Raw genomic sequence first — 13,438 nt, forward strand, 5'->3', positions numbered from 1 at the left:
CCTCAGCAGTCCAGTGGGTTGCGTTTTTCCGGGTCGATGCCGAACTTGACGATGGCTTCTGCCACCACCTTAGGTTCGATATCACCACGGTCAGCCAGTGCTTCCAGGGCTGCCAACACCACGAAATGACGGTCAACTTCGAAGAAATGACGCAGTTTCTTGCGGCTGTCGCTGCGGCCGAAACCGTCGGTGCCGAGGACTTTGAATTCCTTGGACGGTACCCACTGACGGATCTGCTCGGCGAACAGTTTCATGTAGTCGGTAGAGGCGATGACCGGACCTTTACGGCCGTTCAGGCACTCTTCGACGTAGCTCAGCTTAGGCTTCTGGCCAGGCTTCAGACGGTTGCTGCGTTCTACAGCGAGGCCGTCGCGACGCAGTTCGTTGAAGCTGGTAACGCTCCACACGTCAGCGCCAACGTTGAACTCTTCACGCAGGATCTTCGCCGCTTCACGGACTTCACGCAGGATGGTGCCGGAGCCCATCAGCTGTACGTGGTGCGCCGCATCGCGGGTGTCTTCTTCGAGCAGGTACATGCCTTTCTTGATGCCTTCTTCGGCACCGGCCGGCATGGCTGGCTGCTGGTACGACTCGTTCATCACGGTGATGTAGTAGAAGATGTCCTGTTGCTCTTCGGTCATCTTCTTCATGCCGTCCTGAATGATCACCGCCAGCTCGTAGCCGTAGGTCGGATCGTAGGTGCGGCAGTTCGGGATGGTCGCGGCCAGCAGGTGGCTGTGACCGTCTTCGTGTTGCAGACCTTCACCGTTCAGGGTAGTCCGGCCGGCGGTGCCGCCGATCAGGAAGCCACGGGTGCGGCTGTCGCCAGCGGCCCAGGCCAGGTCGCCAATACGCTGGAAACCGAACATCGAGTAGAAGATGTAGAACGGCAGCATCGGCTGGTTGTGGCTGGAGTACGAAGTACCGGCAGCGATGAACGAGCTCATGGCGCCTGCTTCGTTGATGCCTTCTTCAAGGATCTGACCTTTCTGGTCTTCCTTGTAGAACATCACCTGGTCTTTATCGACTGGCTCGTAGAGCTGGCCGACGGACGAGTAGATGCCCAACTGACGGAACATGCCTTCCATACCGAAGGTACGGGCTTCGTCCGGGATGATCGGAACGATGCGCGGGCCGATTTCCTTGTCCTTGACCAGTTGCGCGAGGATCCGCACGAAAGCCATGGTGGTGGAAATCTCACGGTCGCCGGAACCGTCAAGGATCGCCTTGAGGGTGTCCAGGTCCGGAGTCGGCACGCTGAAGCTTTGTGCGCGGCGCTGAGGCACGAAACCGCCCAGTGCAGTGCGACGCTCGCTGAGGTAGCGGGCTTCGGCGCTGTTTGGCTCTGGCTTGAAGAACGGCAGGTTCTCCAGCTCTTCGTCCTTGACCGGGATGTCGAAGCGGTCGCGGAACAACTTCAGGCTGTCGACGTCGACTTTCTTGGTGTTGTGCGCAGTGTTTTTCGCTTCGCCGGCACCGGTGCCATAACCCTTGATGGTCTTGGCCAGGATAACGGTAGGTTGTTCTTTGTGGTTGACCGCTTCGTGGTACGCCGCATAGACCTTGTACGGGTCGTGGCCGCCACGGTTGAGTTTCCAGATCTCGTCGTCGGACAGATCAGCAACCATCGCCTTGAGTTCTGGCGTGTTGAAGAAGTGTTCACGGACGAACGCGCCGTCTTTGGCTTTGTAGTTCTGGTACTCGCCGTCGATGACTTCGTCCATGCGACGTTGCAGGATGCCGTCGACGTCTTTGGCTAGCAGTGGGTCCCAGAAACGGCCCCAGATGACCTTGGTCACGTTCCACTGAGCACCGCGGAACACGCCTTCGAGTTCCTGGATGATCTTGCCGTTGCCGCGAACCGGGCCGTCGAGGCGTTGCAGGTTGCAGTTGATGACGAAGATCAGGTTGTCCAGCTTCTCGCGGCCGGCCAGGGAGATCGCGCCCAGGGATTCCGGCTCGTCGCACTCGCCGTCGCCCAGGAAGCACCAGACTTTCTGTTTGCCCGGCTGGATGAAACCGCGGTGTTCCAGGTACTTCATGAAGCGTGCCTGGTAGATCGCCTGGATCGGACCCAGACCCATGGATACGGTCGGGAACTGCCAGAAGTCAGGCATCAGCCAAGGGTGCGGGTAGGACGACAGGCCCTGACCGTCGACTTCCTGGCGGAAGTTGTTCATCTGGTCTTCGGTGATGCGGCCTTCCATGAACGCACGGGCGTAAACGCCTGGCGAGGTGTGGCCCTGGAAGTAGATCAGGTCGCCGCCGTGTTCGTCGGTCGGGGCCTGGAAGAAGTAGTTGAAGCCGATGTCATACAGGGTCGCACTGGAAGCGAAGCTGGAGATGTGACCACCCAGGTCAGAATCTTTCAGGTTCGTACGCATTACCATGGCCATCGCGTTCCAGCGTACCAGCGAGCGAATGCGGCGTTCCATGAACAGGTCGCCAGGCATGCGTGCTTCGTGGGTTACCGGGATGGTGTTGCGGTAAGGCGTGGTGATGGCGTAAGGGAGCTGCGAGCCGCTGCGGGTCGCGAGTTCGCCCATACGGGTCATCAGATAGTGAGCACGGTCTTCGCCTTCTTTGTCGAGAACCGATTCCAGGGCGTCCAGCCATTCCTGGGTTTCGACGGGATCGAGGTCTTGCATGGCTTGCTCCAGGGCGGAAAGGCTTCCAGAATCGGTTGCCTGAGTTTGCGACTGGCCTTGTGGGCAGACGATTTAAAATTCTTGGATTGCCGATAGGTTGTTCCGGCGGCGTGTAGTTTTACTACAAATCTTCCGGCATTTCAGCCTTTCGAATGTATAGACGAGTAGTAAAACTACAGAAGAATGGCTTGTGGCCTCCGGCTGCGTTGTGAGAATAATCGTTAAGGTTGGTCTTTTGCCATCCGAAAAAGGTGAAACTTTGATGTTCGCTGCCAAAGAGAAAGAAATTTCAGCTATTTCTAACTTTTGTTCGACAGTCCTCCGGGTAGCGGGTTTTCACCAATCACTACAAGCGGCCATTTACACGCCGATCAAGGATAGACCATGACCCTGCCCGTGCTTGCCGAACTGCCCGCCATTCTCCTGCCGTTGGTCACTCGATCCGAGCAGTCGTTCCGTACGGCCGTCGCCGCGCTGGAAGACGATCACGGCCTGGCGAACTGGACGCCAGAGCGCTGGGCGCAGTTCGCCCGCGTCACCGCCGCCAGCGAATTCGTCATTGAACAGAGCGTTCGTGACCCTTTGATGTTGCTCACGCTGGTGCAGTCCGGCGAACTCGACCGGGCCTTCGCGCCGGGTGAATTGTGTGCGCAGATTGCTGCGGCAGTGAACGCCGCGCAAACCGAAGATGAACTCGGCCGCGCCTTGCGCCGCCAGCGCGCTCGCCATCAAGTGCGGATCATCTGGCGCGATCTCACCCGTCAGGCCGATCTGGTGCAGACCTGCCGCGATCTCTCGGACATGGCCGACGCCACCATCGACCAGGCTTATCAATGGTTGTACAGCCGCCATTGCGAACAATTCGGTACGCCGACCGGCCGCCGCAGCGGTGAGCCGCAGCAAATGGTCATTCTCGGCATGGGCAAGCTCGGCGCCGTCGAGCTGAACCTGTCTTCAGATATTGATCTGATCTTCGCCTACCCCGAGGGCGGGGAGACAATTGGCGTAAAGCGCTCGCTGGATAATCAGGAATTCTTTATTCGTCTCGGCCAGCGTCTGATCAAGGCGCTGGACCCAATGACCGTCGACGGTTTCGTCTTCCGCGTCGACATGCGCTTGCGTCCATATGGCTCGTCCGGCGCGCTGGTGCTGAGCTTCAATGCGCTGGAGCAGTATTACCAGGATCAGGGCCGTGACTGGGAACGCTACGCGATGATCAAGGCGCGGGTGGTGGCCGGCGATCAGGTCGCGGGCGCGCAGTTGCTCGACATGCTGCGGCCGTTCGTTTACCGGCGTTACCTGGACTTCTCGGCGATCGAAGCGCTGCGCACCATGAAGCAGCTGATCCAGCAGGAAGTGCGGCGCAAGGGCATGGCCGAGAATATCAAGCTGGGCTCCGGTGGCATCCGTGAGGTTGAGTTCATCGCTCAGGCCTTTCAGTTGATCCACGGTGGCCGCGATCTGAGCCTGCAGCAGCGACCTCTATTAAAGGTGTTGAGCACGCTGGAGGGGCAGGGCTACCTGCCGCCGGCAGTGATCAGCGAGTTGCGCGAGGGCTACGAATTTCTGCGTTACACCGAACACGCGATTCAGGCGATCGCCGACCGCCAGACCCAAATGTTGCCGGATGGTGCGCAGGATCAGGCGCGTATTGCCTTTATGCTCGGTTTCGCCGACTGGGACGCCTTTCACGAGAAGCTGATGTTCTGGCGTGGCCGTGTGGCCTGGCACTTCGCCCAGGTGATTGCCGATCCCGACGAGGATGAAGGCGCCGAAAGTGAAGTGGTGGTCGGCGGTGAATGGCTGCCGCTGTGGGAAGAGGCGCAGGACGAAGAAGCGGCGTGCCGTCAGTTGCAGGAGGGCGGTTTTGCCGATGCGAGCAAAGCCCTGAAAGCGCTGGCCGGATTGCGCAGCAGCCCGCAATTGCGCGCGATGCAGCGGTTGGGGCGTGAGCGTCTCGATGCCTTTATTCCGCGTCTGCTTGCCCAGGCGGTGGAGCACAACAATCCCGATCTGGTGCTCGAGCGGGTACTGCCGCTGGTTGAAGCGGTCGCCCGGCGTTCGGCGTATCTGGTCTTGCTGACGGAAAATCCCGGCGCCCTGCGCCGCTTGCTGACGCTGTGCGCGGCGAGCCCGTGGATTGCCGAACAGATCACGCGCTTCCCGCTGCTGCTCGACGAATTGCTTAACGAAGGTCGCCTGTTCAAGCCGCCGCTGGCGCCGGAACTGGCCGCCGAATTGCGCGAGCGGCTGACGCGGATTCCCGAAGACGATCTCGAACAACAAATGGAAGCCCTGCGCCATTTCAAACTGGCGCACCGCTTGCGTGTCGCCGCCTCGGAAATTGCCGGCAGCCTGCCGCTGATGAAAGTCAGCGATTACCTGACCTGGCTGGCCGAGGCGATTCTCGAGCAAGTGCTGGCCCTGGCCTGGCGCCAGACCGTGGCCAAGTACGGCACGCCGCTGCGCACCGACGGCACCTTGTGCGATCCCGGCTTCATCATTGTCGGTTATGGCAAGGTCGGCGGCCTGGAACTGGGGCATGGTTCGGACCTGGATCTGGTGTTTATCCACGACGGCGATCCGCAGGCGGAAACCGACGGACCGAAGTCGATCGATGGCGCGCAGTTCTTCACGCGGCTCGGGCAACGGATCATTCACCTGCTGACGGCGCAGACCAACTCCGGTCAGCTCTACGAAGTGGACATGCGTCTGCGCCCATCCGGTGCTTCAGGGCTGTTGGTCAGTTCGCTCGGCGCGTTTGCCCGCTATCAGGAAAATGAAGCCTGGACGTGGGAGCATCAGGCTTTGGTGCGGGCGCGAGTGCTGGTTGGCAGTCAAGATGTCGGTCAGGCGTTCGAGAAGGTGCGCGCACAGGTCTTGGGTAAACCGCGCGATCTGGCCAAGCTGCAACAGGAAGTCAGCGAGATGCGCGCAAAGATGCGCGATAACCTCGGCACCAAGAGCACCGCAGCCGGTACAGCGGCAAATGCCTTCGACGCCACGGCGCCGTTCGACCTCAAGCAGGACGCCGGTGGTATCGTCGATATTGAATTTATGGTGCAATACGCGGCTCTGGCGTGGTCGCAAAGCCACCCGCCACTGCTGCGTTGGACCGATAACATCCGCATTCTGGAAGAGCTGGAGCACGAAGGGCTGATGCCTGCCGAAGATGCCAGTCTGCTGCGTGAGGCCTATAAAGCCTACCGCTCCGCCGCCCACCGGCAGGCGTTGCAGAAAGACGCCGGGGTGATATCGGGCGACCAGTTTGCCGAAGAGCGGCGGCAGGTTTTGCGGATATGGCGTGAGTTGGGGCTAAGCTGAAGCACGCCAATGCAGGCAATGAGATTCAAAAGGTGGGAGCGAGCCTGCTCGCGAATGCGCAGTGTCAGTCAACATCGATGTTGAAGGTACTGGCCCCTTCGCGAGCAGGCTCGCTCCCACAGTGATCTGCGGTGAATCGCAGATATGTGGACAGGTGCAAAACCTTGTGGGAGCTGGCTTGCCAGCGATAGCGGAGTAACAGTCGACAGTCATGTTGAAGGTAACAACCCCATCGCGAGCAGGCTCACTTCTACAATGGATCTGCGGTGAGTCGCAGTTATGTGAACAGATGCAAAACCATGTAGGAGCGAGCTTGCTCGCGATAGCGGAGTAACAGTCGACAGAAATGTTGAAGGTAATGACCCATCGCAAGCCGCCGGTGTTCCCACAGTGATTATCGAGGCGGGGAGGCGTAAATGCCTCCCCGGTTCGTTTATGGAAACCACATGAATATTTTGATCGTTGGGCCCAGTTGGGTCGGTGACATGGTGATGGCGCAGACACTGTTTCAGTGTCTCAAGCAGCGCCACCCACAGTGCGAAATCGACGTGCTGGCCCCCGAGTGGAGCCGGCCGATCCTTGAGCGCATGCCTGAAGTGCGCAAGGCCTTGAGCTTCCCGCTCGGCCACGGCGCGTTGGAACTGGCGACGCGTCGGCGCATCGGCAAATCCCTGCGCGGTCAGTACGACCAGGCGATCCTGCTGCCCAACTCGCTGAAGTCGGCGCTGGTGCCGTTTTTCGCTGGCATCCCGAAACGCACCGGCTGGCGTGGCGAGTTCCGCTATGGTCTGCTCAACGACGTGCGTACCCTCGATAAAGAACGCTATCCGCTGATGATCGAGCGCTTCATGGCCCTGGCCTATGAAGCCAAGGCCGAGCTGCCGAAGCCGTATCCGCGCCCGAGCCTGCAAATCGATCCGGTCACCCGCGAAGCGGCGCTGGCCAAGTTCGGCCTGAGCCTTGATCGCCCGGTGTTGGCTCTATGCCCCGGCGCCGAATTCGGCGAGTCCAAACGCTGGCCGTCCGAGCATTACGCCAAAGTCGCCGAAGCACGTATTCGCGAAGGCTGGCAGGTGTGGCTGTTCGGTTCGAAAAACGATCACTCGGTCGGCGAAGACATCCGCGCGCGGTTGATCCCGGGCCTGCGTGAAGAATCGGTCAACCTCAGCGGCGGCACTTCGCTGGCCGAGGCCATCGACTTGATGTCCTGCGCTGACGCGGTGGTCTCCAACGATTCCGGTCTGATGCACGTTGCCGCCGCGCTGAACCGCCCACTGGTCGCCGTCTACGGCTCGACCTCGCCGGGTTTCACTCCGCCGCTGGCCGAGCACGTTGAAGTGGTCCGTCTGGGCCTCGATTGCAGCCCGTGCTTCGACCGTACCTGCCGTTTCGGCCATTACAACTGCCTGCGCCAGCTGATGCCGGACGCCGTCAACGATGCCTTGCAGAAATTGCAGGGCTCTGTGGTCGAGGTTCATTAAGTTGCGGGTATTGCTGATCAAGACTTCATCGCTGGGCGACGTGATTCATGCGTTGCCGGCGCTGACCGACGCCGCCCGTGCCATTCCCGGGATCAAATTCGACTGGGTCGTGGAAGAAGGCTTCGCCGAGATCCCGACCTGGCACCCGGCCGTTGGCAAGGTGATTCCGGTGGCGATCCGCCGCTGGCGCAAAAACATCTGGAAAACCATCACCAGTGGCGAATGGAAACGCTTCAAGCAAAGCGTGCGCGCGAACAAATACGATTTGGTCATCGACGCTCAGGGGCTGCTGAAAAGTGCCTGGCTGACCCGTTATGTCAAAGCGCCGGTGGCCGGACTCGACAAAGGTTCGGCCCGCGAGCCGATGGCTTCGCGTTTCTATGATCGCAAACTGGCTGTGGCCCGTGGTCAGCACGCCGTCGAGCGGGTGCGGCAGTTGTTCGCCATCGCCCTCGGTTACGACTTGCCCAAAGGCCTGGGCGATTACGGTCTGAACGTCGAGCGTCTGGTCGAGTTGCCGCGCAAAAACGCCTTTGTGGTGTTCCTCCACGGCACCACCTGGGACACCAAACACTGGCCGGAAAGTTACTGGCGTGAGCTGACCGAACGCGTCGGTTATCTCGGCGTCGGCGTCAAGCTGCCGTGGGGCAACCCGCAGGAAAAGGCCCGTGCCGAGCGTATCGCTGCCGGCTTCAAACATGCCGAAGTGCTGCCAAAGCTCAATCTGGCCGGCGTCGGCAAAGTCCTCGCCGGTGCGCAAGCCTGCGTCGCGGTGGACACCGGTCTCGGCCACTTGGCCGCGGCGCTGGATGTGCCGACCATTTCGCTGTTCGGCCCGACCAACCCGGGCCTGACCGGCGCTTACGGCAAGTTGCAGATTCACCTGGCCAGCGATTTCCCGTGCGCGCCGTGCCTGCAAAAGAAATGTACCTATCAACCGACCGCGCAGGATGCCCGTCAGTTTGACCTGAAGCGTGAACAGCCTCTGTGCTTCACGCGTCTGAACCCCGAGCGTGTCGCCAGCCGACTGAGCACGTTGTTAATGGCTGAGGAGCTGCGCTGATGCAATTGGCATTCGTCCTGTACAAATATTTCCCGTTTGGTGGTTTGCAGCGCGACTTCATGCGCATCGCCCTCGAATGCCAGAAACGCGGGCACCAGATTCGCGTCTACACACTGATCTGGGAAGGCGACGTGCCGCCCGGTTTCGAAGTGCTGGTGGCGCCGGTCAAGGCGTTCTTCAATCATCGCCGCAACGAAAAGCTCAGCGCCTGGATGGAAGCGGATCTGGCCAAGCGCCCGGTTGATCGCCTGATCGGCTTCAACAAGATGCCGGGTCTGGACGTTTACTACGCTGCCGACGGTTGCTTCGAAGACAAGGCGCAGAACCTGCGCAATTCGCTGTACCGCCGCTGGGGCCGCTATCGCCACTTCGCCGAGTACGAGCGCGCGGTGTTCGCCAAAGACGCGAAGACCGAAGTGTTGATGATTTCGGAAGTGCAGCAGCCGCTGTTCATCAAGCATTACGACACGCCGCTGGAGCGTTTCCACCTGCTGCCACCGGGCATTGCCCAGGATCGTCGGCGTCCCGCGGATGCTGATGAAATCCGCGCCGGTTTCCGCGCTGAATTCAATCTCAAGGATGACGAACTGCTGCTGGTGCAGATCGGCTCCGGCTTCAAGACCAAAGGCGTTGATCGCAGCCTGAAAGCGCTGGCGGCATTGCCCGCTGAGCTGAAGAAACGCACTCGATTGTTTGTAATCGGCCAGGATGACCCCAAATTATTCCAGATGCAGAGCGCCACTTTGGGTCTGGGCGATAACGTCACGTTCCTGAAAGGGCGCAGCGATATCCCGCGTTTCCTGCTCGGCGCCGACCTGTTGATCCATCCGGCGTATAACGAAAACACCGGTACGGTGTTGCTCGAAGCGCTGGTTGCCGGTTTGCCGGTGCTGGTCAGCGCGGTCTGCGGTTATGCCCATTACATTGCCGAGGCCGATGCCGGGCGAGTGCTGGACGAGCCGTTCGATCAGGCGCAGCTGACGCAATACCTGACTGAAATGTTGAATGATGACGCTGCACGCGCGGCCTGGAGCCGCAATGGTCTGGCCTTCGCCGAGACGGCCGACCTCTACAGCATGCCGCAGCACGCGGCCGATGTGATTCTGGCGGAGCACGCTTAATGAAGTTGATGCTGGCTGAACCGTTCAAAAGCCTTTGGGCCGGGCGCGATCCGTTCGCCGAGGTCGAAGGCTTGCAGGGCGAGGTATACCGCGAGCTGGAAGCACGCCGGACACTGCGCACGGAAGTCGACGGTAACGGATTTTTCGTCAAGATCCACCGTGGCATCGGCTGGGGCGAAATCTTCAAAAACCTGCTGACCGCCAAGCTGCCGGTACTCGGCGCAGGCCAGGAGTGGAAGGCTATCCAGCGTCTGCAGGAAGTCGGCGTGCCAACCATGACCGCCGTTGCGTACGGCGAGAAGGGCAGCAATCCGGCGGATCAGCACTCGTTCATTGTCACCGAAGAGCTGGCGCCGACCATCAGCCTGGAAGACTTCAGCATCGACTGGGTCAAGCAGCCGCCGGAGCCAAAACTCAAGCGTGCGCTGATCGCTGAAGTCGCACGCATGACCGGCATGATGCACCGCGCCGGCGTCAATCACCGCGACTGCTACATCTGCCACTTCCTGTTGCACACCGATAAACCGGTGACGCCGGAAGATTTCAAACTCTCGGTGATCGACCTGCACCGTGCCCAGACCCGCGCGAAGATCACTCAGCGCTGGCGCAACAAGGATCTGGCGGCGCTGTATTTCTCCGCGCTGGACATCGGCCTGACCCGCCGCGACAAACTGCGTTTCCTCAAAGGCTATTTCCAGCAACCGCTGCGCCAGATTCTGGCTGAGGAAGCGCCGCTGCTGAACTGGCTGGAAGGCAAGGCCAACAAGCTCTACGCGCGTAAACAGCGTTACGGGGATGCGCTCTGATGGCGGGTTGGACTCTTGAGCCGCAATACAGTGAGCTCGCCGAAGATTTCGGCAGCCTCGAAGCGGTATTTGCGTTGCAGGGCGAGCGCCTGACCCGTGACCCGCTGTCGGAAGTGATTCGCGTGCAGCGCAACGGCGTCAACTATTACGTCAAACGCTATGTCGGCGCCGGTAAAGGCTTGCGCCGCTACCTCGGCAAGCCGCGAGTGAAGATGGAATGGCAGAACCTCAAGCGCTTCGCCAAGTGGGGGATTCCCACGGCTGAGGTGGTGGCCTGGGGCCTGGAGCGACGCGGTGCGGCCTATGATCGTGGTGCCATGATCACGCGCGAATTGCCCAACACCGAAGACCTTTCGGCGCTCGCCGAGCGCAAGGATCCGAAACTCAAGGATCGCGCCTGGGTTGACGACGTCAGCCGGCAACTGGCCGGTTATACCCGGACGATGCATGATCACCGATTTACCCATAACGATCTGAAATGGCGCAACCTGTTGATCGATGATCAGGCGCGGATATTTCTGATCGATTGCCCTAACGGCGAGTTCTGGCGCGGCTTCTGGCTCAAGTATCGGATCACCAAGGATCTGGCCTGTCTCGATAAACTCGCCAAATACCACCTGTCCAATACCCAACGCCTGCGCTTCTATAAGCAATACCGCCAGTGCGATCGGCTTGATAGCGCCGACAAGAAACGGATTCGGCACGTGGTGAGATTTTTCGAGGGACGCGAATGACTGATTTTCTCGCTGCTGAGGACCGTGCGCTGCTTGAGCGTCATGGTCTCGGCACTTTTGACGCGCTTTGGACGAAACAGCTTGAGGCTGTGGACGAACCCAATACCGCCCGTGGCGGTTGGAGCAGTGTCTTCCGTCTGGACCTGGAAGGGCAGGGTTATTACCTCAAGCGCCAGAGCAACTACCTGACGCGGACCTTGCACGCACCTTTCGGCGAGCCAAGCTTTGCCCGTGAGTTTCGCAATATCAGTCGCTATCGCAAGCTCGGTATTCCGGCGCTGCAAGCGGCGTTTTTCGGTGAGCGCAAGGTTGATGGCGAAGTCCGCGCGATCCTGCTGACCCGTGCGCTCGATGGCTGGAGCGATCTGGAATCGCTGCTGCAGCGTTGGGCGCAGCTCAGTGCTGCACAGCATTCAACCATCCTCAAGGCTTGTGGCTTGCTGGCGCGGCATCTGCACGGTGTGCATCAGGTACACGGCTGCTTCTACCCCAAGCATATTTTTCTGCGGGCCACCGGTGACGGGTATCAGGCGCAATTGATCGACCTGGAAAAGACCCGGCCTTTGTTGTTCGGCATGCGTGACCGGATCAAGGATCTGGAGCCGCTGCAACGCCGCGCGCCGGAATGGAACGAGGCGCAACTGCGTGAATTGCTCGCGGCTTATCTCGATCAGCCCGCCGATAGCTCGCTGCTCGACAGCTGGCTCGCCCGGCTGACCGCGCGCCGCAGTCACAAGGAGACCCGCTGATGCAATTGTCCGAGCTGGCCAGTGTCGGGCGAGCCCCGCAACTGCCGCTGACCGTGACTTTGGCCGATGCCGCTGGCAGTGCGGATCTGCAATTGCTGAGCCTGCTGCGAGTCCTGCCGGGGCAGCGTTACGTTGGCGCCGGTGTCTGGCGCGGGCGTCCGGTGCTGGCCAAATTGCTGGTGGGCGGCAAGGCTGCCCGGCATTTTCAGCGCGAGTTGGAAGGCGTGCGCCTGCTGGCGGCGCAAGGTATGACGACGCCGCTGCTGCTGGCCGATGGCTTGCAGAATGGCGAAGGTGGCTGGCTGCTGTTCGACTTCCTTGAGGGTGCCGAAAGCCTTGGCGATGCCTGGGCGAAAGTCGAGTCGCTGCCGGTGCTGGCCGATGAACAATCGGCGGTGTTGGCCGAGGCGCTGGGTGCCATTGGCCAGTTGCACGGCAAAGGGCTCTGGCAGGAAGACCTCCATCTGGACAATCTGCTGCGTCACGGCGGCCAGTTGTACTTGATCGACGGTGCCGGGATCTGCGCAGAAAGCGCCGGCCAGCCGCTATCGCGACAAAAAGTCCTGGAAAATCTCGGGGTGTTTTTCGCCCAATTGCCCAAGGCGCTGGAACCCTTTATCGAAGAACTGCTGGTGTATTACCTGTTGAGCAATAGCGAGCACGCTTTGCCGCTGGAAGCCTTGCAGAAACAGATCGACAAGGTGCGTCGCTGGCGTTTGAAAGACTTCCTGATCAAGGTCGGTCGCGAGTGCACGCTGTTCAGTGTGCAGCGTGGAGCGTTCGCTTTGCGCGCGATCCGTCGCGAAGAAGAATCAGCCATGCTGCCGGTACTGGAGCAAGCCGATGCGTTGCTAGAGCAGGGCCATCTGTACAAGACCGGTGGTGCGGCGAGCGTCGGCAAGGTTCAGGCCGGTGCGCGCACGCTGGTGATCAAGCGCTACAACATCAAGGGCTTTGCGCATTGGCTCAAGCGTTTCTGGCGGCCGAGTCGGGCGTGGCATTCGTGGCGCGAAGGCAATCGCCTGGCGTTCCTCGGGATCGCCACGCCCAAGCCGCTGGCGGTGCTGGAAAAGCGCTTCTTGTGGCTGCGCAGTCGTGCGTATCTGGTGACCGAGTTCCTGTCGGGGCCGGATATCATCGAGCGCTTTGCACCGTATGTTGAAAATGGTCAGGCACCGGAAGCGGAACTGCAGGCGCTGGATCAGTTGTTCGTCAGATTGATTGACGAGCGCATCAGCCACGGCGACTTCAAGGGGCATAATCTGTTCTGGCAGCAGGATCGCTGGGCGCTGATCGATCTTGACTCGATGTGTCAGCATGGATCCGTCGGCAGTTTCGCCCCGGCCTATGCCCGTGACCGTGCGCGATTCATGCGTAACTGGCCGGAAAGCAGTGCACTGTACAAGGTCATAGATCAGCGTTTGCCCAAAGAAATCTCCAGCGCGGCCTGAGTCAAACCACTACAGCAATAGAGGACAAGATTCAGCGACTTGTCCTACAGCTTCTCCAGAA

General features: G+C 60.3%; 9 protein-coding genes. 8 read left to right on the forward strand and 1 reads right to left on the reverse strand.

Features of this window, described 5'->3' with window-relative positions:
- Positions 1-2 precede the first annotated feature (2 nt).
- Positions 3-2,648: a pyruvate dehydrogenase (acetyl-transferring), homodimeric type gene (aceE, locus tag HU718_RS03345; RefSeq protein ID WP_007915682.1), complete on the reverse strand. Its 2,646-nt coding sequence runs from the start codon at positions 2,646-2,648 to the stop codon at positions 3-5.
- Between the two features lie 384 nt (positions 2,649-3,032).
- On the opposite strand from aceE, the gene glnE reads away from it, so the two are divergent.
- The 8 genes from glnE (at position 3,033) to HU718_RS03385 (ending at position 13,377) form a co-directional block, all read left to right on the forward strand.
- On the forward strand, positions 3,033-5,972 hold the full coding sequence (glnE, locus tag HU718_RS03350; RefSeq protein ID WP_186612940.1) for a bifunctional [glutamate--ammonia ligase]-adenylyl-L-tyrosine phosphorylase/[glutamate--ammonia-ligase] adenylyltransferase: 2,940 nt from the start codon (positions 3,033-3,035) through the stop codon (positions 5,970-5,972).
- 446 nt (positions 5,973-6,418) lie between these two features.
- A complete protein-coding gene (waaF, locus tag HU718_RS03355; RefSeq protein WP_186612938.1) occupies positions 6,419-7,453 on the forward strand; it encodes a lipopolysaccharide heptosyltransferase II in 1,035 nt (344 codons plus the stop codon).
- 1 nt (position 7,454) lies between these two features.
- Positions 7,455-8,516: a lipopolysaccharide heptosyltransferase I gene (gene waaC, locus HU718_RS03360; RefSeq protein WP_016985658.1), complete on the forward strand. Its 1,062-nt coding sequence runs from the start codon at positions 7,455-7,457 to the stop codon at positions 8,514-8,516.
- Complete coding sequence (locus HU718_RS03365) at positions 8,516-9,637, forward strand: glycosyltransferase family 4 protein (protein ID WP_186612936.1); 1,122 nt, start codon at positions 8,516-8,518, stop codon at positions 9,635-9,637. The genes waaC and HU718_RS03365 overlap by 1 nt, the downstream gene beginning before the upstream one ends.
- Positions 9,637-10,443: a lipopolysaccharide core heptose(I) kinase RfaP gene (rfaP, locus tag HU718_RS03370; RefSeq protein WP_102899477.1), complete on the forward strand. Its 807-nt coding sequence runs from the start codon at positions 9,637-9,639 to the stop codon at positions 10,441-10,443. The genes HU718_RS03365 and rfaP overlap by 1 nt, the downstream gene beginning before the upstream one ends.
- On the forward strand, positions 10,443-11,177 hold the full coding sequence (locus tag HU718_RS03375) for a lipopolysaccharide kinase InaA family protein (RefSeq protein ID WP_102899476.1): 735 nt from the start codon (positions 10,443-10,445) through the stop codon (positions 11,175-11,177). Before rfaP ends, HU718_RS03375 begins: the two co-directional genes overlap by 1 nt.
- Positions 11,174-11,926, forward strand: coding sequence for a lipopolysaccharide kinase InaA family protein (locus tag HU718_RS03380; protein WP_186612934.1), 753 nt, complete (start codon positions 11,174-11,176; stop codon positions 11,924-11,926). Before HU718_RS03375 ends, HU718_RS03380 begins: the two co-directional genes overlap by 4 nt.
- Positions 11,926-13,377 (forward strand): lipopolysaccharide kinase InaA family protein, encoded by a 1,452-nt coding sequence (locus HU718_RS03385; protein WP_150707137.1) that lies wholly within the window; start codon positions 11,926-11,928, stop codon positions 13,375-13,377. The genes HU718_RS03380 and HU718_RS03385 overlap by 1 nt, the downstream gene beginning before the upstream one ends.
- Positions 13,378-13,438: the final 61 nt, after the last annotated feature.

The sequence above is a fragment of the Pseudomonas tensinigenes genome (assembly GCF_014268445.2).
GTDB lineage: Bacteria > Pseudomonadota > Gammaproteobacteria > Pseudomonadales > Pseudomonadaceae > Aquipseudomonas > Aquipseudomonas tensinigenes.

Bases quoted from the DNA above. Each gene is read 5' to 3' on its own strand.
- aceE (WP_007915682.1), bottom strand. From the start codon at position 2,648: ATGCAAGACCTCGATCCCGTCGAAACCCAGGAATGGCTGGACGCCCTG.
- glnE (WP_186612940.1), top strand. From the start codon at position 3,033: ATGACCCTGCCCGTGCTTGCCGAACTGCCCGCCATTCTCCTGCCGTTG.
- waaF (WP_186612938.1), top strand. From the start codon at position 6,419: ATGAATATTTTGATCGTTGGGCCCAGTTGGGTCGGTGACATGGTGATG.
- HU718_RS03365 (WP_186612936.1), top strand. From the start codon at position 8,516: ATGCAATTGGCATTCGTCCTGTACAAATATTTCCCGTTTGGTGGTTTG.
- rfaP (WP_102899477.1), top strand. From the start codon at position 9,637: ATGAAGTTGATGCTGGCTGAACCGTTCAAAAGCCTTTGGGCCGGGCGC.
- HU718_RS03375 (WP_102899476.1), top strand. From the start codon at position 10,443: ATGGCGGGTTGGACTCTTGAGCCGCAATACAGTGAGCTCGCCGAAGAT.
- HU718_RS03380 (WP_186612934.1), top strand. From the start codon at position 11,174: ATGACTGATTTTCTCGCTGCTGAGGACCGTGCGCTGCTTGAGCGTCAT.
- HU718_RS03385 (WP_150707137.1), top strand. From the start codon at position 11,926: ATGCAATTGTCCGAGCTGGCCAGTGTCGGGCGAGCCCCGCAACTGCCG.